The following is a 25,515-nucleotide window of genomic DNA, read 5'->3' as shown; positions in this document are numbered from 1 at the left end:
CGGAATGACGGTCGTGGGGGTGCTTCTGTTAGAGAAATCATTGTGTCCTCATAGTGGGATACAGCAGCGGAGGAAAACATGCGGATTTTGCTGACGAATGACGACGGTATCCACGCCGAAGGTCTGGCCGTGCTGGAGCGTATCGCCCGCACGCTGTCCGACGATGTCTGGATCGTCGCGCCGGAGACCGACCAGAGCGGTCTTGCGCACTCGCTGACCCTGTCCGAACCGCTGCGTCTGCGAAAAGTTTCCGACAAGCATTTCGCGCTGCGCGGCACGCCGACCGATTGCGTCATCATGGGCATTCGCGAAGTCCTGCCGGAAAAGCCGGATCTCGTGCTTTCCGGCGTCAATGCCGGCGCCAACATGGCCGATGACGTGACCTATTCCGGCACCATTGCCGGCGCCATCGAAGGTACGCTGCAGGGCGTGCGCTCCTTTGCGCTCAGCCAGGCGTTCAGCCACGCCGATGGTCGCGTCGTGCCGTGGGAAGTCGCCGAGACCTATGCGCCGGACCTTCTGCGCAAGCTGATGAATGTCGATCTGCCTGACGGCACGTTCCTCAATCTGAATTTCCCCAATTGCGCGCCCAAGGATGTGCAGGGCGTTTCCGTGACCGGACAGGGCAAGCTCGATTTCGGCCTGACGGTGGAAGAGCGTCAGGATGGCCGCGGTTTTCCCTATTACTGGCTGCGCTTCGGCGAGCGTCTCGGCACCTTCCGCGAAGGCACCGATATCCACGCTTTGAAACATGGCAAGATTTCCGTCACACCGCTTAAGCTTGACCTGACGGACTACACGGTGAAGGATCGGGTTGCGCAAGCACTTGGATTCGGAGTCGCCGATTGAAATCCGCAATGGTCGAAAAGGAAGGTTTTGCCGCTCTCGTTCTCCGCTTAAGGGGCGAGGGGATTTCCGATCTCGACCTTCTGACGGCGGTCGAGCAGACGCCGCGCTCCAAATTCGTGCCGCCGCAATTTGCGACGGACGCCTATTCCAGCCGCACGATTCCGATCGACTGCGGCGCCTTCATGGAAGGCGCCGACATGGCGGTGAAGATCCTTGCCCGGCTGCAGCTGAAACCCGGCCAGCGCGTGCTGGAAATCGGCACGGGCAGCGGTTTCATGACCGCGATCATCGCGCGCCGGGTGGAGCGCGTCTTTTCGCTGGAGCGTTACAAGACGCTGGTGCAGCAGGCGCAGAACTGTCTAGACGATCTCTCCATCCGCAACGTCGTCATCCGTCAGGCGGATGGCAGCAACGGCCTGGTGGGCGAGGGTACCTTCGACCGCATCGTCTCCACCGCCGCCTTCACCACCATGCCCCGCTTCTTTGCCGAACAGATCGTTTCGGGCGGCATGATGATCGCGCCGATCATTCTCGAAGACGAGCGCTGCGTGATGACACGCTTCTCCAAGACCGGCAGCCGCTTCGAGAAGGAAGAGCTGTTCGAGGCGCCTTACCTGCCGCTCAGCACTCATATTGCGCGTCATTTGTGACAAAATGAAAATTTTGGCGACATTCTATCTTTGTCTCCTAATGTTCTGAATTGCCGCAACTATCTGATTTTTAATATCATTATTGTATCAACATGACGCATCCGGTTTTCGTCATGGTTATCGAAGTGTCAAAAAAGCGCTGAACGGCTTAACGTTTTAACGGCGTGGTAACACTAACGCGCTTTAATCATAAACATCGACGCATGGTTTTCCCCACCTCGGGAAATGGGCCTTGCAAGAAGTGAAATTTGTGCCGGATCGGTCTCGATGCGGCGGGTTGGCGTCAGTGTAGATCGAGTCATGCGTATGAGACATTCGTCTAAAATCGGAAAATCAGTCGCAAAAATGTTCGCAGCGGCATTGCTGGCAAGCGTCGCAACGGGCTGTAGCTCGGATGCAACGCGGTTCAGCGGCCTCTTTTCCAGTGGACCGGATCAGATGACCACGGCGTCAATTCCTGCCCGTCAGGGCGGCGGTGCTTACGGGCAGGCCCCGGTTCCGCAGGGCGACATGAATGGCGGTTACGCCTCTGCCGCACCGCAGGGCGGTTATGCCAACCAGAACATGGCGGGCAATTCATACCCGCAATCGGGTGGTTATGGCGGCGTTCAGCCTTCCACGGCCCGCTCGGCTTCGGCCTCTCCGGTGCAGCGTTCCGAGCTGTCGGCGCCGACGGCGGTGGCAAGTCGCGATCCGTCGAGCCGCAACGAAGCCATGGCCCAGCCTTTCCCGTCCGCTCAGCCCAAGGCCGCGCCGTCTCTTGCTGCGCCCGCCCGGCAGGCTGCCGCTCCCGTTACCGACAATCTGACCACCGCAACCGTCCGTTCCGACAAGAACGGCTGGCACACCGATGGCGCTTCCTCCGTGACCCTGCGTCCCGGCGAAAGCATCGCGACCCTCTCCAACCGCTACGGCGTTCCGGAAAAGGAACTGCTGCGCGTCAACGGTCTGAAGACCGCATCCTCGGCGCAGGCCGGCCAGTCGATCCTCATTCCGAAGTTCGGTCAGGTCCGCAATGCCGCCAAGGACGCGGCCGGCGATATCGCCCTCAACCGCAATGGCGACCAGCCGACACCGCTGCGTAGTCCTGAAGGGAACGTGGCCGTGCTGCCGTCGCAGGCCGCCGCCCGCGACAAGGTTTCCTCCGAAACCGGCAAGCTGACGCCTCCCGGCGGCAAGCCGCTGCCGCCCACCGGTGGCTACAAGGTTCAGCCCGGCGACAGCCTGGCGAAGATCGCCCGCGAAAACGGCGTGTCGGTCGCTGCCCTCAAGGCGGCAAACGGTCTCAGCAACGAAAGCATCCGCATCGGCCAGACGCTCAATATGCCGGGCGCTTCGACGGATGCCATCAAGACGGCTTCCGTTCCCGCCAAGGAAGCGGCCAAGCCGGTCGAAACCGCATCCGCCAAGCCTGAGCCCTACAAGGCGCCGGCTGCTGCCGCGGCTCCGACTGCGCCTGCCACACCGGCCACCGCCAGTGTCAGCGACATCGAGAAAAAGGCCGACATGGCTTCCGTCGCACCGGAATCCACGGGCATCGGCAAATATCGCTGGCCGGTTCGCGGCGCGGTCATCAACAATTTCGGCGACAATGTCGAAGGCAGCCGCAACGATGGCATCAACATCTCCGTTCCGGAAGGCACGCCGATCAAGGCCGCCGAAAACGGCGTGGTCATCTATGCGGGCAACGGCCTGAAGCAGCTCGGCAACACGGTTCTCGTCCGCCATGACGACGGCAAGGTTACCGTTTACGGCAATGCCGCCAATCTCGACGTGCAGCGCGGCCAGAAGGTGCAGCGCGGCCAGACCATCGCCACATCGGGCATGACCGGCAGCGCCAAGCGTCCGCAGGTTCACTTCGAAGTTCGCAAGGATGCGACGCCGGTGAACCCCTCCAGTTTCCTTGAATAGGTATTGCGTCTCAAGGAATGATGAAGCCGGGTGAAGAGCCCGGCTTTTTCATTTTTGGGGTGGGGGATCACGGAAGCTTGCGTCGTCGTTGCGGCAGGCGTTGTGGGTTTCGGCTTCATGGCACATCTCCTCCGTCATGCCGGACCTGATCCGGCATCCAGCGCGCGTCGGCGCGGCGAGAGGGTCCTTTCAGCCCAAGGACTTGGGCTGGCTGGATACCGGCTCAGGGCCGGTATGACGGAAGTGGGGAGGCGGCCTGGGCGCCGACGCCGCTTCGTTCCGACGCCTGTTTACGCCCTCACCAGCCCCACCGTGTTCTCGATGAAATCGGCAATGGCGCCGGTATCGTCGAGATCGAAAACCGGCAGCGCCGTGTCCGTCACCGCGTGATCGGCGGCGATTGCGACGATATGCGGATCGAGCGGCGCAAGCGGTTCAGTCTTGGCGGCCTCCAGCCGGCGAGCTTCGATCTTCGGCACCGGCTCGTATTTATAGCCTTCGATCAGCACCAGATCGCAGGGGGCGAGGCGGGCGAGAATATCCTCGAAGGAGGGTTCCGGTTCGCCGCGCAATTCATGCATGATGGCGAAGCGGGTGCCGGAAACGATGGTGACCTCACGCGCGCCGGCCTGCCTGTGACGCCAGCTATCCGCGCCGACCTTGTCGATATCGAAATCATGATGGGCGTGCTTGATGGTGGAGACGCGGTAGCCGCGCGCCGTCAGCTCGGTGACGATACGGACCGCAAGGCCGGTCTTGCCCGAGTTCTTCCAGCCGGCGATGCCGAAGACCTTTTGTGCCGTCATGATTGCAGGTTCTCCAGATAGCTGCGCGCCAGCGCCAGTTCATCCGGCGTGTTGATGTTGAAGAACGGATCGAGGCTGCCCTTTGCCGTTTCCAGCGGCGGGAAGGCCACGCCGATAGTGACATGCCGGGCGAGATAGGCGCGGATGCGCCGGTTCGCATCGTTCTTCAGCCACGCCTCGAGATCGTCCGCCAGCGCCAGCGGCCACAGCGCAAAAACCGGGTGAAGCTGGCCGCTGGAGGCGGCGATGACGATCGCATTGTCCGACAGGTGTTCGTAAAGCCGCGCCACGAGATCGTCCGGGAAAAACGGGCTGTCGGCGGGCGCCGTCAGGAAGTGGCTCGCCGCATCCCCGCGGTGCTGGAAATGGCGCATGCCGGCCAGAATACCCGCGAGCGGCCCGGCATGGCCGTTCAGTGTATCGGGCAGCAGCGGCAGGCCGAAACTCTCCGCCCAGCCATTGGCCGCATTGATGGTGACATCTGAGACCTGCGGCGTGATGCGGCTGATGACATGGGAGATGAGGGGCGCATCGCCCAATTGCACCATCGCCTTGTTGCTGCCCATGCGCCGCGAAAGCCCGCCGGCAAGCACGAGACCGGGTATTTCGAAAGGGGCCGTCATTCCCGCTTTTCCTGCAGCCTTACGACATAGGTGGTGAGGAGGGCGACAAGGCCGGTCGCCAGCATCACCAGAAGAAGCGGCCAGGTTCCGTCCTCTCTGGACAGGACCGAGGAGGCGAGCACCGAGAGCGCTGCGCCGCCGCCGATGGTCATCGCCCGCCGAGGCCGGAGGCGGAGCCGGCCAGATGCGGCTGGACGCTGACCATGCCTGCATTGGCGCTCGGCAGTGTCACGCCGTTGCCGACGCCGATCAAGGCGAGCGGCACGAAAAACGCATAGGCGCTTTCCGCCCCGGCGGAGATCAGCACCATGGTCGTGGCGATGCCCGCAATGGCGATGACATTGCCCGACAGCATCATGCGGGTAATGCCGATTTCGCTGGCATAACGGCCGGAGATGAAGTTGCCGAGCATGTAACCGCTGGCCATGAAGAAGAATTGCAGGCCGAGCATGGCCGGCGCAAGCCCGTAAAGCACGCTGCCGACGAAAGGCGCACCGCCGAGGAAGGAGAAGAACATGCCCGATGAGAAGGTCGAGGTCAGCGCATAACCCCAGAAGAGCGGCGAGCGCAGAAGTTCCGGCCAGGCGTGAAACTGCTGCGAAAAGCTCGCCGATTTATTGTGGTTGGTTTCGCCGAGATCGAACCAGGCGAGCACCAGAATGCCGATGCCGAGCAGGGAGAGGAGGGCGAAGCTCGACTGCCAGCCGGATATGTCGTTAAGCAGGCCGCCAACCGTCGGCCCCACCATCGGCACCACGGACATGCCCATGGTCACGTAGCCGATCATCGAGGCCGCCTGTTCCATCGGCACCATGTCGCGCACGATGGCGCGGGCCAGCACGAAGCCGGAAACGACGGCCGCCTGCGCCACCCGCCCGATCATGAAGACGGTGATATTGGGCGCGAGCATGCAGACGAGCGTTGCGACGATCATGATGGCGATGCTGGCCAGCATAACCGGGCGGCGTCCGAAGAGATCGGAAAGCGGGCCGATGATGAGCTGCAGGCAGGCGGTGGCGGCAAGATAACCCGAAACGGCAAATTGCATCACCGCGTAGTCGGTCTCGAAATAAACCGCCATGGCCGCAAGCGAGGGCAGGAACACATTCATGCACAGCGCCGCGACGCCGGCGATGACCACCAGCGTGATGATGTGGGGCGGGGTGGTCCTGTCCAGAAAACGGCCACTGTTCATGTCATTCTCCCGCCTCTTCCGTAACGGCAGTTTTCGTTACGGAAGCCGGCCGTACCGTGGTCGCGGCGGTGGGTGTGGCGGCTGCGCGCTTGGCCATCTGCGAGCGCTTGCGCAGGCTTTCGCGGTAGAAGGTATAAAGGCCCGAACCGATGACGATCATGGCGCCGACGATGGTGTAATTGTCGATCTTTTCGTTGAAGAAGAACACGCCGATCATGAAACCCCAGAGCAGGCCGGTATAACGAAACGGCGCGACGAAGGAAATTTCGCCCGATCTCATCGACAATATGATCGCCTGGTAGCCGACCAGCACCAGAATGGCCGAGGCGGCCAGATGCGAGACGATCGTGACGTTCATGGGCTGCCAGCCGCCGAAGGGCAGGATCAAGAGGCCGCCCACTGCCATGTTGACGAAGGCGGTGATGACGGTGATCGCAAGCGAAGGCACATCGGCGTACATTTTACGCGTCAGCAGATCACGCGCGGCGGTGACGGCCAGCGATGCGACAACCAGCAGCGCGCCCGGCGTAAAGCCTTCCGGGCCGGGCCGGATGATGACGAGCACGCCGATGAAACCGACGATGATCGCCACCCAGCGCCGCCAGCCCACAGGTTCGCGCAGGAACAACGCCGCACCCAGCGTCACCACCAGCGGCAGGGACTGCAATATGGCCGAAGCATTGGAAAATTCGATGAGGCCGAGCGCCGTCAGATAAAGAACGGCGGCGGTCACCTCGCAGAGACAGCGCAGGATGATGATGGGGCGCAAAAGGGTTTTCAGGGGCCGGAGCGCGCCGAAATGCCGGGCCGCGATATAGATCAGCACCACGGTCATGATGCCGCGGACGAACATGATCTGACCGGTGTTGATGTAGGGGGTGACGGACTTCGTCAGCGCGTCGTTGGCCGTGAAGCTTGCCATTGCGAGCGCCATGAAAAGCGCGCCGCGCGTATTGTCCGTCAATGCCATTCCCAAATATCCCAGACCATGCGCGGTTTACTCCGTCCGCCCCTCCGGGCGATCTGGAGCCGCCGTTACGGCGCAACCACGCATTCCTCCATATAAAGAGACGTGGCACGGCAGAGCGGCCAATTCAACCGTTTATATGGGTGGGTGGATGAGAAAGACGTTCAGCCGGCCTCAGCCGCCTGTCACGCTCATATGGCGGGAGACTGCGGGTCGGTTGTGGGTGCGGTCGATGATGAAATCGTGTCCTTTCGGCTTGCGCAGAAGGGCTTCATCGATGGCGCTGGAAAGATAGGCGTCGCTGTCGGAAGCGCGCAGCGCCGTGCGTAGATCGGCAGCGTCGTCCTGGCCGAGACACATATAGAGCGTGCCGGTGCAGGTGAGACGGACACGATTGCAGCTTTCGCAGAAATTATGGGTCATGGGCGTGATGAAGCCCAGCCGGCCGCCGGTTTCCTTCACCGTCACGTAACGGGCCGGGCCGCCGGTCTGGTAATCGCTGTCGATGAGCGTGAAGCTCTGCTCGAGATCGCTGCGCAATTTTGAAAGCGGCAGATAACGGTCGGTGCGGTCTTCCTCGATCTCGCCCATCGGCATGGTCTCGATGACCGTCAGGTCCATGCCGCGGCCGTGGGCGAAGCGCATCAGTTCCGGCATTTCGGCATCGTTGAAGTCCTTCAGCGCAACGGCGTTGAGTTTCACCTTGATGCCTGCCGCCTGTGCGGCATCGAGCCCCTCCATCACCCGGCCGATATCCCCCCAGCGGGTGATATGGCGGAATTTATCGCTGTCGAGCGTATCGAGGGAGACATTGATGCGGCGCACGCCGCAATCGGCGAGTTCGGCTGCAAATTTCGCCAGCTGTGAGCCGTTGGTGGTCAGCGTCAATTCCTCGAGCGCACCGCTCTCGACATGCCGCCCGAGGTTCCTCACCAGGGACATGATGTTCTTGCGCACCAGCGGCTCACCGCCGGTCAGCCTCAGCTTGCGCACGCCGCGCGTTATGAAGACGGAACAGAGCCGGTCGAGTTCTTCGAGCGTCAGAAGGTCCTTCTTCGGCAGGAAGGTCATGTGTTCGGACATGCAATAGGTACAGCGGAAATCGCAGCGGTCGGTGACGGAAACGCGCAGATAGGTGATGGCGCGGCCGAAAGGGTCCACCATCGGTGTGCTGTTTTCCGTCAGGGTTTTCGCTTTTTCAAGCGAGCCGGAGAAACCGTTCACGTCTCCATCCTCAATGCGCCTTGCGCCGGGCACACACGCCGAATGTGTGCTCTATTAGCTGATGTAGTGGCTTGCCTATCGTGAGGCAAGTCCGTAATTCTGACGCATATGACGAGCTTGCGGAAGTGAAAAATGAGCGATGCCTGGCCGACCGAGCTGCTTGTGTCGAAAGACCGGCGCGAATTGACCGTTTCCTTCGACGATGGAAGCGTTTACCGGCTGAAGGCCGAGATGCTGCGCGTGCTTTCGCCCTCGGCCGAAGTGCAGGGCCACGGGCCGGGACAAAAGGTCACGGTGCCGGGCAAACGCGATGTCGCCATCCGCTCCATGGTCGCGACAGGCAACTATGCGGTGCGCATCGTTTTTGACGATGGCCATGACAGTGGCATTTACACCTGGAAATACCTGAAGGAACTGGGTGAGACCGGGGACAGGCTGTTTGCGGATTATGAACGGGAGCTCGCCGAAAAAGGCTTGAGCAGGGAGCCACGGTACCGGTAGAGAAAACAGCGAGGGAGACGCCCTCGTGAGAATGATGGCAAAGGGGTCGAAGAACTGCTGCGTTTGGCAACGTTGTTGCATTCGCTCTTCGTCACCCCGGACTTGATCCGGGGTCCAGCGCGATCAAGTCCTTGATCGCGGGAGAGTCCTTTCACGGCGCAGACGCGCCGTGGCTGGATGCCGGATCTAGTCCGGCATGACGGAGGAAATGTTCTCGCGCGTTGCCGATAATCGGACGAGGGCAAAGCTTTTGTCTCACTATTTAAACGGGGTGGCGTGTGGCTGTAGAAGCAAACGGAAATGATCTGGCCCAGGTGGTCGTATTGCTGGCGGCAGGCGTTGTCGCCGCGCCGATCTTCAAGCGCATCGGCCTCGGCTCCGTGCTGGGTTATCTCGCCGCCGGCCTGGTGATCGGGCCTTACGGTCTTGGTTTCTTTTCCGATTCGCAGGCCATTTTGCACATAGCGGAACTCGGCGTGGTGATGTTCCTGTTCATCATCGGCCTTGAAATGCAGCCGTCGCGGCTGTGGTCCATGCGGCAGGATATTTTCGGGCTCGGCGCATTGCAGGTGCTGGTTTGCATGGGCGGCCTGACGTTGATCGGGGTCGGCCTCGGCTTTCCTGTCATCATGTCCTTCGTCGCTGGCACGGGCTTCGTGCTGACGTCGACGGCGATCGTCATGCAGATGCTGCAGGAGCGCAACAGCATGTCGAGCCTGAAGGGCCAGCGCATCATCGCCATCCTGCTGTTCGAGGATCTGGCCATCGTGCCGCTGCTGGCGCTCGTCGCCTTCCTCGGTTCGGGCGGGGAAGATGTCACGGCGTCGGAGCGCTGGGTTTCCGTCGGCATTGCACTTGCCGCCGTCGGTGCGCTCATCCTTGCCGGACGTTATCTGCTCAACCCGTTCTTCCGCCTGCTGGCGGCCTCCGGTGCGCGCGAGGTGATGACGGCTGCGGCGTTGCTGGTGGTGCTGGGTTCGGCGCTTCTGATGCAGGTCAGCGGCCTTTCCATGGCGATGGGCGCTTTCCTGGCCGGCGTGCTGCTGTCGGAATCCTCCTTCCGCCATCAGCTGGAGGCGGATATCGAGCCGTTTCGCGGCATTCTGCTCGGCCTGTTCTTCCTCGGCGTCGGCATGGCGATCGATCTTGCCGTCATTGCCTCCAACTGGCAATTGGTGCTGGTCAGTGTCGCCGGATACATGCTGCTCAAGGCCTTCCTCATCTATGGCGTGGCGCGGGCGCTCGGCACCACCAGGCGTGAGAGCCTGGAACGGGCGGTGCTGATGGCGCAGGGCGGCGAATTCGCCTTCGTGCTCTATTCTGCCGCTGTCAGCGCCGGCATTCTCGACCGGGAGGCCAATGCCATCCTGACGGCGACGATCATCATCTCCATGGTCCTGACGCCACTGATGGTCATCCTGCATGACCGGCTGGTGCCGGCGGCGGTTCCTAATACCGACGATCTGGACGTGCCTGAAAATGTCGAGGGCAGCATTCTCCTGATCGGTTTCGGACGTTTCGGCCAGATCGTCAGCCAGCCGCTTCTGGCGCGGGGCTACACGCTGTCGCTGATCGACAAGGATGCCGACTTCGTGCGCGATGCGGCTGAATTCGGCTTCAAGGTCTATTATGGCGACGGCTCGCGGGCGGAAATCCTGCATGCCGCCGGTGCGGGCACGTCGCGCGCGGTTCTCATCTGCGTCGACGACAAGGAGGCGGCCGTCAGGATCGCGGAGATCGTCAAGCACGAATTCCCGCTGGTTCCGGTTCTCGCCCGTGCTTACGACCGCGGCCATGCCATCGATCTGCTGAAGGCCGGCGTCGATTACCAGATCCGCGAAACGCTGGAATCGGCGCTGAATTTCAGCGAGGAAGTGCTGGGCGCCATGGGCGAGGAGCGGGAAGACGCCGCGCGTCTGGTGGAGGAATTCCGCGACCGCGACGAGGAACGTTTCGCCATGGAAGTCGTCGGCGGCATCTATGCCGGCCGTTCGCTGATCCGCGGCAACGCCCAGCCTGCCGACCTCGTTGCCGCCCGCACCGCGCGCGAGCGGGCCGAGCGGGAAAAGGCGGAAGCGGCAGAGGAATAGGACGCCCCGGTCCTTCGGCGGCGACAGAGGGAATTGGCAGGGATAGGAACGGACATGACGATCATTCGTACGGTTGAGGAATTGAAGGCCATCTATGACAGCACGAGCGAGGCATCGATCGCCAAGGTGACAACCACGCTGACGGCCGAATACCGGCTGATGATCGAGACTTCGCCCTTCCTGGCGCTGGCGACGGTCGGGCCGGAAGGCATGGACTGTTCGCCGCGCGGCGACAAGGGCGGCGTGGTCCGGGTGGCCGATGAGAGGACCGTGCTTCTGCCGGACTGGCGCGGCAATAACCGCGTCGATTCGCTTCTGAACATCGTTCGCGATCCGCGCGTGGCGCTGATGTTCCTGATACCCGGCTCGAATACGACGATGCGCATCAACGGCCGCGCCGTGGTCTCCGTCGATCCCGATCTGCTGGAGAGCTTCGAGATGGATGGCAAACATCCGCGCACCGTCATCGTGGTGACAATCGATGAAGTCTATTTCCAGTGCGCCCGGGCGCTGATGCGCTCGGAATTGTGGAACCCCGATAATTTCGTCGACCCGGCCTCGCTTCCGACACCCGGTCTTCTGCTCAAGGCGGCCAAGGCGGAATTCGATCAGGAGACCTATGACCGGGAATGGGCGGCGCGGGCGGCGAAGACCATGTGGTGAGGCGCAGTAACGACCGACCATCGGGCCGCTGAGGCAATCCTCGCAAGGCTTACGCCATTGGCGAAAGCGGAGCGTCTCACTCCGTCACCCCGGACTGGATCCGGGGTCTAGCGCGATCAAGTCCTTGATCGCCAGAGACTCTTTTCACGGCGCAGACGCGCCGTGACTGGATGCCGGATCAAGTCCGGCATGACGGAGTAGATAGTGGCACACACACCACCATCCTCACGTCCGATAAATCAGCCAGTTCTTGCCGGTATAGTTCTTCTGCATGCCGTCCTCGTAATAGACGGAGCGGTTCCGGCCGGTTTCCTTGGCATGGTAGAGCGCGGTGTCGGCATGGCCGTAAAGCTCGCTCGGGTTGCTGGCCTGCGCGGCGGAAGCGAAGCCGAGGGAGATTGTCACCGTGCCGTAGTCGGCGCCCGATCTCGAATTGCGGAAGGGCGTGCTTTCCAGCGACAGGCGGATGCGCTCGCACATCACCATCACCTCTTCCGGCGTATTGCCGTCCAGAATGATGGCGAATTCCTCGCCGCCGCTTCTGGCGACAAAACCATCCTTGCGGACATTGGCGCGGATGACCGAGGCGACGGTGGCGAGAATCTTGTCGCCGACCGGATGGCCGAAAGTGTCGTTGATCCGCTTGAAATGATCGATATCGAGCAGGACGAGCGTGGTATATTGCAGGCCGATGGAGCTGTCATAGACGGATGCCAGCCGGTCGTCGAAGGCGCGCCGATTGGACAGGCGCGTCAGCGAATCCGTATTGGCGATGCGCTTGTACTCATCCAGCTCCAGACGCACCTGGTGCATCTCCTCGGCATGGCGGTTGACATCGTTGAAGGCCTTTTCGCCGTCGATGATCTTCGAGCCGGTGGCCTCGGCCAGCAGCGAAATCGCATTCCTCAGAATATTGCTGCTGGCGGCATTCTTGTCATCGATGCGCTGGCGCGTTTCGCCGAGAATCCTGTTGTAGTTTTCGATGGAGGATTGTTCGCGCCTCAGCGTGCCCAGAAGGCCCTCCAGTTCGCGCCTGAGCTTCTCATGCGCATCGTCGATGGACCGGGCGGGATTGCCTTCCCCGTAACGTGAGGACAGCTCGTCCAGATCCTCCTGCGTGACCCGGTTTCCAAGCGCGGCCAGATCCTTCGTCAGGGCAGGGTTCGAACCGATATAGGCTTCGTAAAAGAGGCTGTAGTTACGCGGGATCGGCGAAACACCCATGCTCCGCATGGCATAGGCAATCTGCCCGGCAATGTCGGGCCCCGTGGTTTTGGGCGTGGATGCCGTGTTCATCAAGAAACTCCAGTGAGTCTGCTTATCGACTATGATTATTATTATGAAGCTCGTTTTGGAAAGCTTAATTTATGGGAAACTAATTTTTGTGCCCGGAAACTTCATTTTCGTCACTTTTTATTTTATTTAATTGATAAATATAAGTAATTTTCATTTTGAAGAATTCCGGAAGTTTTTCCCTCTACTATTCGCCTTGGTGACAGCATCGCATTTATTCTGTCAATCCCAATAACGGGATTCGTGTGATTTATTTTGGCACAACAATATGGAGAAATAATCCCTGGGCGGAAAGGCATGGTGGTTTTTGAATTCGTGGAGATCCCGCCTATAGGCGGTTTTTTTTATCATTCGTGTCGGGATACAGGAATGTTACAGTCTTATCTTCGGTTTCCGTGCCATGCGGCACGCGTCAGTGCCGTTTTGTGACGGCGCGGCAACCATTCGGTAAGGTTCAGGAGGAGGCGAGTTATGCTGCCGGCCGCAGGTCCGGCCGTATCGCCTGCGTGTCAGGATCTCAGCCTGATGACCGGGCATTCCGCTCCGGCCGCCGCCGCTGGCGCATTTGGCGGGCGCACGATCAAGCCGTCGGAATGGGCCAATATCTTCATCATCGATGAATCCTGCTTCGCATGGGCTTCCGCCACCAGCAGGCCGTTTTCGTCCGTGCTGAAACGGGCGCGCAGATAATCCTGCCGGTGATCATTCGCTTTCAACGGCGTCGCGGTGCGGGCGGTCGTCGTGCGTTGCAGCGGCGCGCGGCGGGCGATGCTGCGGAGCAGCGGTTCGAGGAACAGCAGGCCGCAGACGAGGCTGGCAACCGGGTTTCCGGGCAGGCCCAGAACCTGCATGGCGCCGATGGATCCGACCATGAGCGGTTTCCCCGGACGCATGGCGATGCGCCAGAAATCCAGCTGCATGCCCTCCGCCTTCAAGGCGGCCTGCACGAGGTCGTGGTCGCCGACGGAGGCGCCGCCGAGCGTCACCAGCACATCGACCTTCGCCGCGACCGCCTTGCCGATGGCGGCGCGGATCAGCCTGTCATCATCGGCGATGATGCCGAGATCGACAACCTCGGCACCCGCCTGCCGGGCAAGGGCTGCGACGCCGAAGGTGTTGGAGGCGATGATCTGGGCGGGCTGCGGCGCGCTTCCCGGCGGCAGCAACTCATCGCCGGTGGCGAGGATGGCGATGCGTGGCCTGCGATAGACGGTGAGCGCGGCATGGTTCATCGCCGCCGCGAGCGTCAGGTCGGTGAAGCCGAGCTCACGCCCGGCCGTCAGGGCCGCTTCGCCTTCGGTAAAATCCTGTCCGCGTGGGCGGATATGTCGCCCGGCGGTGACGTCGAAGGCGGTGCGGATTTTTCCGCCCTCCAGCACTTCCGCATCTTCCTGAATGAGAATGGTGTCCGCACCCTGCGGCACGGGCGCGCCGGTGAAGATGCGCACGGCCTGGCCTTCACCCACCGTGCCGGTAAAGGCATGGCCGGCGGCGGCCTGACCGATGACGGTGAGGACCGAGCCGATCTCCGCCGCATCGGCGCTGCGCAGCGCATAACCGTCCATGGCCGAGGCATCGAAGGGGGGCTGGGTGAGGCGCGCGGTGAGATCGGCCGAGAGAACCCGGCCATCGCATTCGGCGAGCGGCAGGGTTTCGCTTTCGGTCACCGGAACCGCTGCTTCCAGAAGGCGTCTCATGGCCTCATCCACGGGCAGCAGCGGTTTCATTCAAGTCTCCTGTCGCCGGAAATCGCCGGATTTGCCGCCGCTCTTTTCCAGAAGGCGGATATTGACGATTTCCATCGCCTTGTCGGCGGCCTTGGCCATGTCGTAGATCGTCAGGCAGGCGATGGATACCGCAGTCAGCGCTTCCATCTCCACGCCGGTCTTGCCGGACAATTTCACCAGCGCTTCGACCCGCAGGCCGGGCAGGGCGGCGTCTTCGGCAATGTCCACCGCCACCTTGGTGAGCATCAGCGGATGGCAGAGCGGGATAAGATTTGCCGTCTGCTTGGCGGCCATGATGCCGGCGAGGCGTGCGGTGCCGATGACATCGCCCTTCTTGGCGTTGCCCTCGCGGATGAGCGCCAGCGTTTCCGGCTTCATCTTCACGAAGCCTTCGGCGACGGCGACACGGATGGTCTCGGCCTTGTCGCCGACATCGACCATATGCGCTTCGCCGCCGGCATCGATATGGGTGAGCTTTCCCGCCTCGCTCATCGGTGCATCATTCCGCCGCCAGAATGCCGGATTGGCCGGTCAGCAGCGCTTTGGTGGCCGCTGTCACATCGTCCTTGCGCATCAGGCTTTCGCCGACGAGGAAGGTGCCGATGCCGCTTTTTTCGAGACGCTTACAATCCTCGAAGGTGAAGATGCCGCTTTCGCCGACCAGCAGCTTTTCGGCCGGCACGAGGCCTGCCAGTTTCTCGCTGGTTTCGAGGCTGACTTCGAAGGTGCGCAGGTTGCGGTTGTTGATGCCGAGAAGCGGCGAGGAAAGCTTCAGGGCCCGTTCCGTTTCTTCCTCATCGTGCACTTCCACCAGCACATCCATGCCGAGCGCGAAAGCCTCGTCTTCAAGGCGTTTCGCCTCGTCGTCGGAAAGCGAGGCCATGATGAGGAGAATGCAGTCCGCGCCCCAGGCGCGCGCCTCATGCACCTGATAGGTCTCGAACATGAAATCCTTGCGCAGCGCCGGCAGGGCGCAGGCATTGCGGGCGGCGGTCAGGAATTCCGGGGCGCCCTGAAAGCTTGGGCTATCCGTCAGCACCGAAAGACAGGCGGCGCCACCGGCTTCATAGGCGACGGCCAGCGCCGGCGGATCGAAATCCGGACGGATGAGGCCCTTGGAGGGGCTGGCCTTCTTGATTTCGGCGATCAGGCCGAACTTGCCTTCGGCCTGCTTTGCCCGGAGCGCCCTGTAGAAACCGCGCGGCGCGCTCTGGTCGGCGGCCATGGCCTTCAGGTCGGCCAGCGAAACCTTCGCCTTGGCGGCGGCGATTTCCTCGCGCTTGTAAATCTCGATCTTTTTCAGAATGTCGCTCATGATCTCGCTCTCATTCCTGATCCTCGTTGGACACGGCAACCAGACGGTCGAGCGCGGCTGCGGCCTTGCCGCTGTCCAGCGCCTCGCTGACGATCGCCATCGCCTGAGACAGTGTTTCCGCCTTGCCAGCGATAACCAGCGCTGCGGCCGCGTTGCACAGCGACACGTCGCGATAGGCGTTGCGCTTGCCGGACAGAACCTCGCGCAGCGCCGCCGCATTGGCAATGCCGTCTCCGCCCTTCAGATCTTCCATGGAAGCGGGCTCGACACCGAAATCCTTCGGCGTCAGGTCGAAGGTGCGGATCTTGCCGTCTTCCAGTGCCGCGACATGCGTAACGCCCGTGGTCGTCACTTCGTCCATGCCGTCGCCATGCACGACCCAGATGCTTTCCGAACCCAGATCGCGCAGCACTTCGGCAAGCGGCACCAGCCAGCGCGGCGAAAAGACGCCGAGCAATTGCCGTTTGGCGCCGGCCGGGTTGGAGAGGGGGCCGAGCAGGTTGAAGATGGTGCGCGTGCCGAGCTCGACGCGACTTGGGCCGACATGGCGCATGGCCGAATGGTGAAGCTGCGCGAACATGAAACCGAGACCCGCCTCGCTGATGCAGCGGGCGATGAGTTCCGGACCGATATCGAGCTTCACGCCGAGCGCCGAGAGCGCATCCGCCGTGCCGGATTTGGAGCTCAGCGCCCGGTTGCCGTGCTTGGCGACCGGCAGGCCGGTGCCGGCGACGATGATCGAGGCGAGCGTCGAGATATTATAGGTGCCGATGCCGTCACCGCCGGTGCCGACGATATCGATGGCATTGGCGGGGGCCGAAACCGGCAGCATGCGAGAACGCATGGAGGAGACGGCGCCGACGATTTCGTCCACCGTCTCGCCGCGCACGCGCAGCGCCATCAGGAAACCGCCGATCTGCGACGGCGTGGCTTCGCCCGACATCAGAATGTCGAAAGCCGCCCGCGATTCCTCGCGGTTCAGACTTTCTCCATTGGCGACCTTGGCGATCAGCGGCTTCAGTTCGGCCATCTTGTCGCCCCCCGGGTTAGAAGCCGACCATCGCCTGATCGGCGAGGGCCTGATTGATGGTGACACCATAGTCATTCTGCAGGCGGTTGACCATCTGGTCCAGCATGTCGTCGCCGGCCGCGCGGGCAATGGCGGCGAACTGCTGGTCGTCATTGGCGAGCGCGTCGGCAGGCGCATTGGTGTCGACCGAGGTGACCTTGAAGAGGATACGGCTGGAACCGTCGGCATCGGTCGCCGTGCCCACCTTGCCCTCCGCGCCGGAGAAGACCGCCGCGATTGTCTGCTGGCCGAAAATGGCGTCTTCGCTGTTGCGGCGCAGGCCGGACTTCTGTTCGACGGCAAGGCTCAGCTCACCGGCCACGGCTTCCAGCGTGTCGCCCTTTTCGACGCGCGCCTTCAGTTCCTCGGCCTTGGCGGCGAGTGCGTTGCGCTGCTGCTCCGCCGTCCAGTCGGCCACGACATCGTCGCGGACTTCGGCAAGTGTGCGGTCGCGGGCGGCGATGATCTGGTCGACATCGAACCAGATGTAGCCTTCACGGCCGAGATTGATCGGCAGCGCTTCCGTGCCGGGTTCGGTCTTGAAGACCTCCTGCGCCAGCTGCGGGGAGGGCAGGCCCTGAACCGCATCGCCCTTTTCATCGAGGCCCGAAGCGTCGATGGCGGCGATGGTGACGGGTTTCAGGTTCAGCTGCGTTGCGGCATCGGCGAGCGAAGAACCGCCGGCGCGCAAATCCTCGTAACGGTCGTGAACATTGGTGATTTCTTCCGCAGCGGCGGCGGTGGCGAGGTCCTTGCGGATATCTTCCTTCGCCTCTTCCAGCGTGCGGGTCGTTTCCGGCTTGATGCCGGTGACGCGCAGGAGAACCGGGCCGAAGGAACCCTGGACCACCGGCGATACGCCGCCGTCCTTCTGGATGGCGAAAGCCGCATCGGCAATCGACTGGTCGGGGATGGTATCCTTGGTGAATTCGCCGAGCGTGACGTCGGAAGCGGTCTTGCCCTGATCCTTCACCACCTGGTCATAGGTGGTGTTGCCGAGGCGGATCTGCTCGGCGGCGGCCTCTGCCATTTCCTTTTCAGGGAAGGTCAGTTGCTCCACCGTGCGGCGGCCGGCGGTGCGGAAGCTGTCCTTGTGGCTGTTATAATAATCGGCGATCTGGGCGTCGGTGACGGCGGCCTGATCGGCGATATCGGACGGCTCAAGCTTCACATAGGTGAACTTGCGGAACTCGGGCGCGCGATATTTCGTCTTGTTGGTTTCGAACCAGGGGGCAAGCACGTCGTCGCCCGGCGCCTTGACCGGCGGAATGACGGCGTTCGAAAGAATGACGTAATCGACGGCGCGCTGCTCGTTGCGATATTGCTTCAGCGCATCCACCAGCACCTGCGGTGCGGCAAAACCGTCGGAAACGGCTTCGACGATCTGGCTGCGGACGGCGACCTTGCTGCGTTCCTTGATATAGTCATCCTCGCGGAAACCGGAATTGCGCAGGCGCTCGCTGAAGAGATTGCGGTCGAACTGGCCGTTGACCGCCTTGAAGGCCGGGTCTTCGGCGATGAGATTGGCGAGGCGGTTTTCCGAAAGGCCGAGATTCATCCTGGAGGCCAGCTCGTCAAGCGCTGCACCGGCCGCAAGCTGGCTGAAAACCTGACGGTCGATGCCGAAGGCCTTGGCCTGCTCGGTCGTCAGCCTTGTGCCGAACTGGCGGCTGAGATCGGAAATCTGGCGCTGATAGGCGAGGCGGAATTCCTCCGGGCTGACCGTCTGGTCGCCCACCGTCATGACGGCGTGGGAATTGGCGGTGACAAGCGATGCGGAAACGCCCCAGATGCCAAAAGAGACAACAAGCAGGAGAAGCAGCAGCTTGGCTGCCATGGTTCGAGAAGCATTTCTCAGGGAATCGAGCATCGTTATGCAAACCTCACAGGAACGTCATCGCGGTCGCCGGCTGTCCGGCCCGCAACGTATCGGCGTTCCTTAAATCAATCCAAACGGAAATTGAAGGGAATTTGCCTTGGAAAAACGGGGTTTTGAAAACGGTTATGTGATTGGAGGCGGGATTTTCCGCCATCGTCTTCGCCGCGTTGCCCCCCGCGAGGCGCAAAATAAAACCGCCCGGAAGGTCCAGGCGGTTGAAAAGAATCACTTTTAAGCGGCCGTCTGCCCGGCCCGTCGCGCTCAGAACGCGCGGTCGCGCCGGATCATCGCCTTGAATTCCTCGTCTTCACGCCGCATCTCGGCGACCACGGAGACCATCGATGTCACGAACATAACGCTGATCAGGGCAAGAAGCATTGTCAGAAATGTGAACATGATATCGTCTCCGGGAGTTTCGAGAAAATTCTCTCCGTTATCAGTAGTAATTCATATACTGATAACGGGCGGTCAGCTGCGGATAGTCCGGTCCCAGCTTTTCAGGCTTCTGTTCATAAAGGCTAAACGTCGTTGCTACCATTGCGATAACCAGTACTGTCCAGGCTGTGCTGATGACGCTGATTTTCGCCGAAGTAGACTGTTTTTCTCTTATAAACATCTGTCCGTTCCTTTGGTTCTTTCTTAACGCGCCATGTCTCGACATGTTCCGCGTCAACCGTAAAAATCGATTAGCATCGCGCCTGTGAAACTTCCTTGAATGGCTCGTTCATCTGGCGTTCAGGAAACTGGCTGATGTCGTCATTCGAGAAAAAGATACTCGGCTGCGAATGAAGCGATGATCGAAAGGACGATCATGAAGGCCAGCATTTTCAATTCTCCGGATGCTTAACGAGTGAGGGGCGTTTCGGTTTCCCGATGCCGTGCATTTAGACAAAATAGCTGTGAAACCGCACTGAACGGCCCATTCATCCGCGGTTCACGCCGCAGCCGCGCTTGTGAGGGGTGGTTATAAAGTCTTGCGCCGCGTGCCTCTCCATGACAAAAGGCGGCACATATGCTGAAGCGTCGAGACGCGCCCACCACCTGAGAGCGATATGACGATTGCCTTTTATCCAGGATCCTTCGATCCGATGACCAACGGACATCTGGATGTGCTTATTCAGGCGCTGAACGTGGCGTCGAAAGTCATCGTTGCGGTCGGCATTCATCCCGGAAAAGCGCCGCTGTTCAGCTTCGAGGAGCGGGCGGGGCTGATAAAGCGGGCGCTTGCCGAACATCTGCCGGGCGAAGCGGCGCGCATGGAAGTCGTCTCCTTCGATAATCTGGTCGTCGATGCCGCCCGTCAGCACGGTGCGCGCCTTCTGCTGCGCGGCCTGCGCGACGGCACCGATCTCGATTATGAAATGCAGATGGCCGGGATGAACCGCCAGATGGCGCCCGATATCCAGACCGTATTCCTGCCCGCCGGCACCTCGTCGCGACCCATTACAGCCACATTGGTCCGGCAGATCGCCGCCATGGGCGGCAATGTCGACGCCTTCGTGCCGAAAGCCGTGCTTGAAGCCCTCAACGCCAAGCTGAAGCGCTGACTTCAGCCTCACATTCTGGAGCCAATCCGATGAAACTCGTTCGATTTGCCTTTGCCGGCGCCATGTTTGCAGGCGCGCTCGCCGCCAGCACCCTTGCATCTGCCGCCGAACTCCTGACCGTGCAGTTGAAGGACGGCCCCGTTGTCATCGAACTGATGCCGGATGTCGCGCCCAAGCACGTGGCGCAGATCGAGGCGCTGGCCAAGAAGGGCGCTTATGACAATGTCGCCTTCCACCGCGTCATCGATGGCTTCATGGCGCAGACCGGCGACGTGCAGTATGGCAACATGGAGAAGGGCTTCAGCGCCCAGCGTGCGGGTACGGGCGGTTCCGACCTGCCGGATATTCCGGCCGAATTCTCCAAGGTTCCCTTCACGCGCGGCGTGGTCGGCATGGCCCGCTCGCAGGATCCGAATTCCGCCAATTCGCAATTCTTCATCATGTTTGCCGACGGTCCGTTCCTGAACGGCCAATACACCGTGGTCGGCAAGGTCGTGTCCGGCATGGAAGCCGTCGACAAGATCAAGCGTGGCGCCGGCGGTAACGGCGAAGTTTCCAACCCCGACCGGATGATCAAGGTTACCGTCGGCAAAAAGTAAGGTAAGGGCAATGGAGCCCGAACAGAGGAGAATAGTCATGGCCGAGATCAAGGATCCGGAAAACACCATCATCATGGAAACGACGACCGGCAAGGTCGTGATCCAGCTGCTGCCGGAAGTTGCTCCGGGCCACGTCGCCCGCATCAAGGAACTCGTATCGGAAGGCGCTTACGATGGCGTCGTTTTCCACCGCGTCATCGAAGACTTCATGGCTCAGACGGGCGACGTGAAGTTCGGCAAGAAGGGTGCGGAAAGCTTCAACCCGGCCCGCGCCGGCATGGGCGGCTCCGACAAGCCGGACCTGAAGGCCGAGTTCTCCGCCATTCCGCACGTGCGCGGCACCTGCTCCATGGCCCGTTCGCAGAACCCGAACTCAGCCAACTCGCAGTTCTTCATCTGCTTCACGGATTCGCCGTGGCTCAACAAGCAGTACACCGTCTGGGGCCAGGTCATCGAAGGCATGGAAGCCATCGACAAGGTCAAGCGCGGCGAGCCGGTGAAGGACCCCGATTCGATCGTTTCCATCAAGCTCGCTTCTGCGGCCTGATTTTCGGAAATTGCAGTTCGACCCGTCTCGCAGTCTATGCGAGGCGGGTTTTGACGTTTATTGACGGTACGTGATTTTAAGGATGGACGCGGCAGTTTTGACGCTTGCCATCCGTCGCGCCGTTCTCTTCTTCCCTCATTCCTGTGCTTGTCACAGGAATCCAGCCAGCCCAAGTCCCTGGGCTGAAAGGACTCCTCCCGCCGCGCAGACGCGCGCCGACTGGATTCCTGTGACGAGCACAGGAATGAGGGGCGAGGGGTGCGGATGCGTCGGGCCGCAAAACACCGTGCCGTGTCAAATTGGATTTCTGGAAGACCCTTGCAATGCGTGTAGACCTGTTCGATTTCGATCTGCCCGAGGAGAATATCGCCCTGCGCCCGGCGAACCCGCGCGACAGCGCGCGCCTGTTGGTGGTCGATCCGAATGAGAACCGCATGGAAGACCACCGCGTCTTCGATCTGCCGTCCTTCCTGAAGCCCGGCGATGCGCTGGTGTTCAACGATACCCGCGTCATTCCCGCCCAGCTCGAAGGTGTACGGCTGCGCGAAGGCGCGCCGGAGACGGCGGTTTCGGCCACGCTGCACATGCGCGCCGATCAATCCCGCTGGAAAGCTTTCGCGCGTCCCGGCAAGCGCATCAAGCAGGGCGACCGCATCCGTTTCGGTTATGAGCGCGACAATGCCTGCGGCCTTGCCCATCTGGAAGCCACGGTCGAGGAGAAGGGCGAGGAGGGCGAGATCACGCTGCTGTTCGACGTTTCCGGTCCTGTTTTGGATGAAGCGATTGCTTCCGTCGGCCATATTCCCCTGCCGCCCTATATCGCCGCCAAGCGGCCGGACGATGCGCAGGACCAGACCGACTACCAGACCATCTACGCCCGCGAAAAGGGCGCCGTTGCCGCCCCCACCGCCGGGCTGCATTTTACGCCCGATCTGTTTGCCGCGCTGGACAAGGTGGGTATCGAGCGGCATTTCGTGACGCTTCACGTTGGGGCAGGCACCTTCCTTCCGGTGAAGTCCGACGATACCGACGATCACAAGATGCATTTCGAGATCGGCCATGTGTCGCGGGAAACCGCCGACCGGCTGAATGCCGTGAAGGCACGCGGCGGACGGATCGTTTGCGTCGGCACCACCTCGCTGCGCCTGATCGAAAGTGCCGCCGACGAAAATGGCGTTGTCCACCCATGGTCCGATGCCACCGGCATCTTCATCACGCCGGGATACCGTTTCCGCGCGGTCGATATTCTGATGACCAATTTCCACCTGCCGAAATCGACGCTGTTCATGCTCGTTTCGGCTTTCTGCGGTCTCGAAACGATGCGTGACGCTTATAAGCACGCCATCGAAACCGGATACCGCTTCTATTCCTATGGCGATTCCAGCCTGTTGTTCCGGAAAAACTGATGCACGACAAATTCACCTTCACCCTGAAAGCCACGAGCGGCGGCGCACGCCTCGGCGAAGTCGCCATGCCGCGCGGCGTCATCCGCACGCCCGCCTTCATGCCGGTCGGCACCGTCGGCACCGTCAAGGCCATGTATCTCGATCAGGTGCGCGAGCTGGGGGCCGATATCATTCTCGGCAATACCTATCACCTGATGCTGCGGCCGGGTCCTGAGCGTGTTGCCCGCCTTGGCGGCCTGCATGAGCTGATCCGCTGGCCGCATCCGATCCTCACCGATAGCGGCGGCTTTCAGGTCATGTCGCTTTCCGGCCTGCGCAAGCTGGACGAGCAGGGCGTGACCTTCAAGAGCCATGTGGACGGTTCGCTGCACCACATGTCGCCGGAACGCTCGATTGAAATTCAGGGCATGCTTGATTCCGACATCCAGATGCAGCTTGACGAATGCATCGCGCTGCCGGCCGAGCGCAAGGAAATCGAGCGCGCCATGGAAATGTCGCTGCGCTGGGCCGAGCGCTGCCGCGTGGCCTTCGGCGATCAGCCCGGCAAGGCCATGTTCGGCATCGTGCAGGGCGGCGACCAGCCGGACCTGCGCGTCCGTTCCGCCGAAGGGCTGAAGCAGCTCGATCTGAAGGGCTATGCGGTCGGCGGCCTTGCCGTTGGCGAGCCGCAGGATGTGATGCTCGGCATGCTCGATATCACCCTGCCGGTCCTGCCCACCGAAAAGCCGCGTTACCTGATGGGCGTCGGCACGCCCGATGACATCCTGAAATCCGTGGCGCGCGGTATCGACATGTTCGATTGCGTGATGCCGACCCGCTCCGGCCGTCACGGGCTTGCCTTTACCCGTCGCGGCAAGGTCAATATCCGCAATGCCCGCCATGCCGAGGATATGCGCCCGCTGGACGAGCAGTCCAATTGCCCGGCCTCGCGCGATTATTCCCGCGCCTATCTGCACCATCTCACCCGCGCCAATGAGGCGCTGGGCGGCATGCTGCTCTCCTGGCACAATCTTGCCTATTATCAGGAGCTGATGCAGGGTATCCGCAAGTCTATCGAGGAAGGCCGTTTCGCCGATTTTTATGCGGAAACCATCGAAATGTGGGCGCGGGGCGATATAGACCCGGTTTAGGTTGCAGAGCTTCCACCCACACTCGACGTCATCCTCGGGCTTGTCCCGAGGATCTACCAATGTAGCCGAAATCAACGAGCGGCAGATCCTCGGGACAAGCCCGAGGATGACGGAGGAGAGGTTTCTATCCGCCGCTTCGAACACCCTAAACCTTCCTTCTACGGATTTTTCCTTGGCACACGCGCCTTACGTTCTTTTCCGGGATGACACGACCGGCACGGTGACAGCCTTCACCGAGCCGGAAGAGATCATCGTCGCGGATGAACCGGCGTCGTTTTTTGCTGCGCTGAAGCGCATGGAAGAGCTGCGCCGGGCCGGGAAATACCTCGCCGGCTATATGTCCTACGAGGCAGGTTTCCTGTTCGAGCCGAAACTTGCGCCTTTCGCGGACGAGCCTCGCAACGTGCCGTTTCTTAATTTCGGCGTCTTTTCCGGCCCGCAGCCGGATGAGGGGCGGTTCGCGCGGCCGGCAAATCTGCCGGATGCGGATGCGTTTCTGTCCGATCCCGTGCCCGCATGGAGCCTTCAAGACTATTGCCAGCGTTTCGCGCGGCTGCACGACCATCTGCGTCGCGGCGACTGTTACCAGGGCAATCTGACCATGCCGGTCCATGCCCGCTGGAGCGGCGATCCGCTGACGGCCTTCTGGTCGCTGATCGAACGGCAGCCGGTGAAATATGGCGCGCTGGTCGATCTCGGCGGCCCGGTCATCCTGTCGCGCTCACCGGAACTGTTCTTCTCGGTCGACGGGGAAGGTTTCATCGAAACCCATCCGATGAAGGGAACGACGCCGCGCGGGGCCGATGCGGAAGAAGACCGGGCGATTGTCGCCGCAATGCTGGCGGACGAAAAGACGCTCGCCGAAAACCGCATGATCGTCGATCTGCTGCGCAACGATATTTCCCGCATCACCGAAGTCGGCAGCCTTGATGTGCCGCGGCTGTTCGATATCGAGACCTATCCGACCGTGCACCAGATGGTCAGCCATGTGCGGGCGAAACTTCTGCCTGACGTGACGGTGGAAGACATCTTCTCCGCTCTGTTTCCCTGCGGCTCCGTTACCGGCGCACCGAAAATGTGGGCGATGAAAATCCTGCGCGAGCTGGAAGCGACACCGCGCGACGCCTATTGCGGCGCGATCGGTTTCATGTCTCCAAATGGTGAGATGCGGTTCTCCGTGGCGATCCGCACGCTCAGCCTGTTTGATGACGGCCGCGCCGTCTTCAATGTCGGCGGCGGTATCGTGTTCGATTCCGTTGCCGAGGCGGAATATGATGAGTGTCTGCTGAAATCGAAATTCGCGGTGGGGGACAGGTTGCTTCGGGGTTAGTCGCCTCCCTCATTCCTGTGCTTGTCACAGGAATCCAGCCAGCCCAAGTCCTTGGGCTGAAAAGACTCCTCCCGCCGCACAGACGTGCGTCGACTGGATTCCTGTGACAAGCACAGGAATGAGGAAGGTTGGAGGAAGCTCCGGGGTAAGCAGCCAAATGTGTGCCCTTAGGAAAGCCGGCTACGGTTTTCGCT

Annotated in this window: 25 protein-coding genes and 1 pseudogene; 12 read left to right on the top strand and 14 right to left on the bottom strand. The window is 61.4% G+C overall.

Going from position 1 to position 25,515, the window contains the following annotated elements; translation table 11 throughout:
- Nucleotides 1-78 precede the first annotated feature (78 nt).
- The 3 genes from surE (at nucleotide 79) to L901_RS21670 (ending at nucleotide 3,410) form a co-directional block, all read left to right on the top strand.
- Complete coding sequence (surE, locus tag L901_RS21680; protein WP_020811580.1) at nucleotides 79-849, top strand: 5'/3'-nucleotidase SurE; 771 nt, start codon at nucleotides 79-81, stop codon at nucleotides 847-849.
- On the top strand, nucleotides 846-1,499 hold the full coding sequence (locus L901_RS21675) for a protein-L-isoaspartate(D-aspartate) O-methyltransferase (protein WP_059760198.1): 654 nt from the start codon (nucleotides 846-848) through the stop codon (nucleotides 1,497-1,499). The genes surE and L901_RS21675 overlap by 4 nt, the downstream gene beginning before the upstream one ends.
- 345 nt (nucleotides 1,500-1,844) lie before the next feature.
- On the top strand, nucleotides 1,845-3,410 hold the full coding sequence (locus L901_RS21670; RefSeq protein WP_059760196.1) for a LysM peptidoglycan-binding domain-containing M23 family metallopeptidase: 1,566 nt from the start codon (nucleotides 1,845-1,847) through the stop codon (nucleotides 3,408-3,410).
- Between the two features lie 290 nt (nucleotides 3,411-3,700).
- Here the strand turns inward: L901_RS21670 and mobB are convergent, their stop codons facing one another.
- The 5 genes and pseudogenes from mobB to moaA all read right to left on the bottom strand — a co-directional run bounded on the left by mobB (nucleotide 3,701) and on the right by moaA (nucleotide 8,225).
- Entirely contained in the window at nucleotides 3,701-4,216 is a 516-nt protein-coding gene (mobB, locus tag L901_RS21665) for a molybdopterin-guanine dinucleotide biosynthesis protein B (protein WP_059760194.1), read from the bottom strand.
- Nucleotides 4,213-4,839, bottom strand: a complete 627-nt coding sequence (gene mobA / locus L901_RS21660) for a molybdenum cofactor guanylyltransferase MobA (RefSeq protein WP_059760192.1) — start codon at nucleotides 4,837-4,839, stop codon at nucleotides 4,213-4,215. The genes mobB and mobA overlap by 4 nt, the downstream gene beginning before the upstream one ends.
- Nucleotides 4,836-6,034, bottom strand: a pseudogene (locus L901_RS21655) (multidrug effflux MFS transporter). The gene mobA and the pseudogene L901_RS21655 overlap by 4 nt, the downstream one beginning before the upstream one ends.
- 1 nt (nucleotide 6,035) lies before the next feature.
- Nucleotides 6,036-7,004, bottom strand: coding sequence for a DMT family transporter (locus L901_RS21650; RefSeq protein WP_059760190.1), 969 nt, complete (start codon nucleotides 7,002-7,004; stop codon nucleotides 6,036-6,038).
- A 171-nt stretch (nucleotides 7,005-7,175) separates the two neighbouring features.
- A complete protein-coding gene (moaA, locus tag L901_RS21645; RefSeq protein WP_059760188.1) occupies nucleotides 7,176-8,225 on the bottom strand; it encodes a GTP 3',8-cyclase MoaA in 1,050 nt (349 codons plus the stop codon).
- Between the two features lie 132 nt (nucleotides 8,226-8,357).
- Here moaA and L901_RS21640 point away from each other — a divergent pair, with 132 nt between their 5' ends.
- The 3 genes from L901_RS21640 to L901_RS21630 all read left to right on the top strand — a co-directional run bounded on the left by L901_RS21640 (nucleotide 8,358) and on the right by L901_RS21630 (nucleotide 11,479).
- Nucleotides 8,358-8,726, top strand: coding sequence for a gamma-butyrobetaine hydroxylase-like domain-containing protein (locus L901_RS21640; RefSeq protein ID WP_004442123.1), 369 nt, complete (start codon nucleotides 8,358-8,360; stop codon nucleotides 8,724-8,726).
- A gap of 278 nt (nucleotides 8,727-9,004) precedes the next feature.
- A complete protein-coding gene (locus tag L901_RS21635; RefSeq protein WP_059760186.1) occupies nucleotides 9,005-10,816 on the top strand; it encodes a monovalent cation:proton antiporter-2 (CPA2) family protein in 1,812 nt (603 codons plus the stop codon).
- A gap of 54 nt (nucleotides 10,817-10,870) precedes the next feature.
- Complete coding sequence (locus L901_RS21630; RefSeq protein WP_059760184.1) at nucleotides 10,871-11,479, top strand: pyridoxamine 5'-phosphate oxidase family protein; 609 nt, start codon at nucleotides 10,871-10,873, stop codon at nucleotides 11,477-11,479.
- Between the two features lie 225 nt (nucleotides 11,480-11,704).
- Here L901_RS21630 and L901_RS21625 read toward each other — a convergent pair whose 3' ends face one another.
- The 9 genes from L901_RS21625 to L901_RS21590 form a co-directional block, all read right to left on the bottom strand.
- Complete coding sequence (locus L901_RS21625) at nucleotides 11,705-12,775, bottom strand: GGDEF domain-containing protein (RefSeq protein ID WP_059760182.1); 1,071 nt, start codon at nucleotides 12,773-12,775, stop codon at nucleotides 11,705-11,707.
- A gap of 506 nt (nucleotides 12,776-13,281) precedes the next feature.
- Nucleotides 13,282-14,499 carry a gephyrin-like molybdotransferase Glp gene (glp, locus tag L901_RS21620; protein WP_059760180.1) on the bottom strand — a complete coding sequence of 406 codons (1,218 nt, stop codon included), beginning with the start codon at nucleotides 14,497-14,499 and terminating at the stop codon, nucleotides 13,282-13,284.
- Nucleotides 14,500-14,991, bottom strand: a complete 492-nt coding sequence (gene moaC, locus L901_RS21615) for a cyclic pyranopterin monophosphate synthase MoaC (RefSeq protein ID WP_059760178.1) — start codon at nucleotides 14,989-14,991, stop codon at nucleotides 14,500-14,502.
- A 7-nt stretch (nucleotides 14,992-14,998) separates the two neighbouring features.
- On the bottom strand, nucleotides 14,999-15,814 hold the full coding sequence (trpC, locus tag L901_RS21610; RefSeq protein WP_059760176.1) for an indole-3-glycerol phosphate synthase TrpC: 816 nt from the start codon (nucleotides 15,812-15,814) through the stop codon (nucleotides 14,999-15,001).
- 10 nt (nucleotides 15,815-15,824) lie between these two features.
- Nucleotides 15,825-16,844, bottom strand: a complete 1,020-nt coding sequence (gene trpD, locus L901_RS21605; protein ID WP_059760174.1) for an anthranilate phosphoribosyltransferase — start codon at nucleotides 16,842-16,844, stop codon at nucleotides 15,825-15,827.
- 16 nt (nucleotides 16,845-16,860) lie between these two features.
- The gene (locus L901_RS21600; protein WP_082710770.1) at nucleotides 16,861-18,753 is read right to left on the bottom strand and encodes a peptidylprolyl isomerase; all 1,893 of its coding nucleotides are present in this window, start codon (nucleotides 18,751-18,753) and stop codon (nucleotides 16,861-16,863) included.
- A gap of 13 nt (nucleotides 18,754-18,766) precedes the next feature.
- Nucleotides 18,767-18,991: a hypothetical protein gene (locus L901_RS21595; RefSeq protein WP_059760171.1), complete on the bottom strand. Its 225-nt coding sequence runs from the start codon at nucleotides 18,989-18,991 to the stop codon at nucleotides 18,767-18,769.
- Between the two features lie 32 nt (nucleotides 18,992-19,023).
- A complete protein-coding gene (locus L901_RS27855) occupies nucleotides 19,024-19,158 on the bottom strand; it encodes a hypothetical protein (protein ID WP_003522748.1) in 135 nt (44 codons plus the stop codon).
- 40 nt (nucleotides 19,159-19,198) lie between these two features.
- Complete coding sequence (locus L901_RS21590; protein WP_003522749.1) at nucleotides 19,199-19,378, bottom strand: hypothetical protein; 180 nt, start codon at nucleotides 19,376-19,378, stop codon at nucleotides 19,199-19,201.
- Nucleotides 19,379-19,814: 436 nt separating this feature from the next.
- Between L901_RS21590 and coaD the strand changes: the two genes are divergently transcribed.
- The 6 genes from coaD to L901_RS21560 all read left to right on the top strand — a co-directional run bounded on the left by coaD (nucleotide 19,815) and on the right by L901_RS21560 (nucleotide 25,321).
- On the top strand, nucleotides 19,815-20,309 hold the full coding sequence (coaD, locus tag L901_RS21585) for a pantetheine-phosphate adenylyltransferase (RefSeq protein WP_059760169.1): 495 nt from the start codon (nucleotides 19,815-19,817) through the stop codon (nucleotides 20,307-20,309).
- A gap of 29 nt (nucleotides 20,310-20,338) precedes the next feature.
- Complete coding sequence (locus L901_RS21580) at nucleotides 20,339-20,908, top strand: peptidylprolyl isomerase (protein ID WP_059760168.1); 570 nt, start codon at nucleotides 20,339-20,341, stop codon at nucleotides 20,906-20,908.
- Between the two features lie 37 nt (nucleotides 20,909-20,945).
- Nucleotides 20,946-21,455, top strand: a complete 510-nt coding sequence (locus L901_RS21575; RefSeq protein ID WP_020810245.1) for a peptidylprolyl isomerase — start codon at nucleotides 20,946-20,948, stop codon at nucleotides 21,453-21,455.
- Nucleotides 21,456-21,778: 323 nt separating this feature from the next.
- Nucleotides 21,779-22,861 carry a tRNA preQ1(34) S-adenosylmethionine ribosyltransferase-isomerase QueA gene (queA, locus tag L901_RS21570; protein ID WP_059760166.1) on the top strand — a complete coding sequence of 361 codons (1,083 nt, stop codon included), beginning with the start codon at nucleotides 21,779-21,781 and terminating at the stop codon, nucleotides 22,859-22,861.
- Nucleotides 22,861-23,991 (top strand): tRNA guanosine(34) transglycosylase Tgt, encoded by a 1,131-nt coding sequence (tgt, locus tag L901_RS21565; protein WP_059760164.1) that lies wholly within the window; start codon nucleotides 22,861-22,863, stop codon nucleotides 23,989-23,991. Before queA ends, tgt begins: the two co-directional genes overlap by 1 nt.
- A gap of 172 nt (nucleotides 23,992-24,163) precedes the next feature.
- On the top strand, nucleotides 24,164-25,321 hold the full coding sequence (locus tag L901_RS21560) for an aminodeoxychorismate synthase component I (protein ID WP_059760461.1): 1,158 nt from the start codon (nucleotides 24,164-24,166) through the stop codon (nucleotides 25,319-25,321).
- Nucleotides 25,322-25,515 lie beyond the last annotated feature (194 nt).

It is taken from the genome of Agrobacterium sp. D14 (assembly GCF_001526505.1).
GTDB classification, from domain to species: domain Bacteria; phylum Pseudomonadota; class Alphaproteobacteria; order Rhizobiales; family Rhizobiaceae; genus Agrobacterium; species Agrobacterium leguminum.
This window is presented reverse-complemented; position numbering and strand designations above follow the sequence as displayed.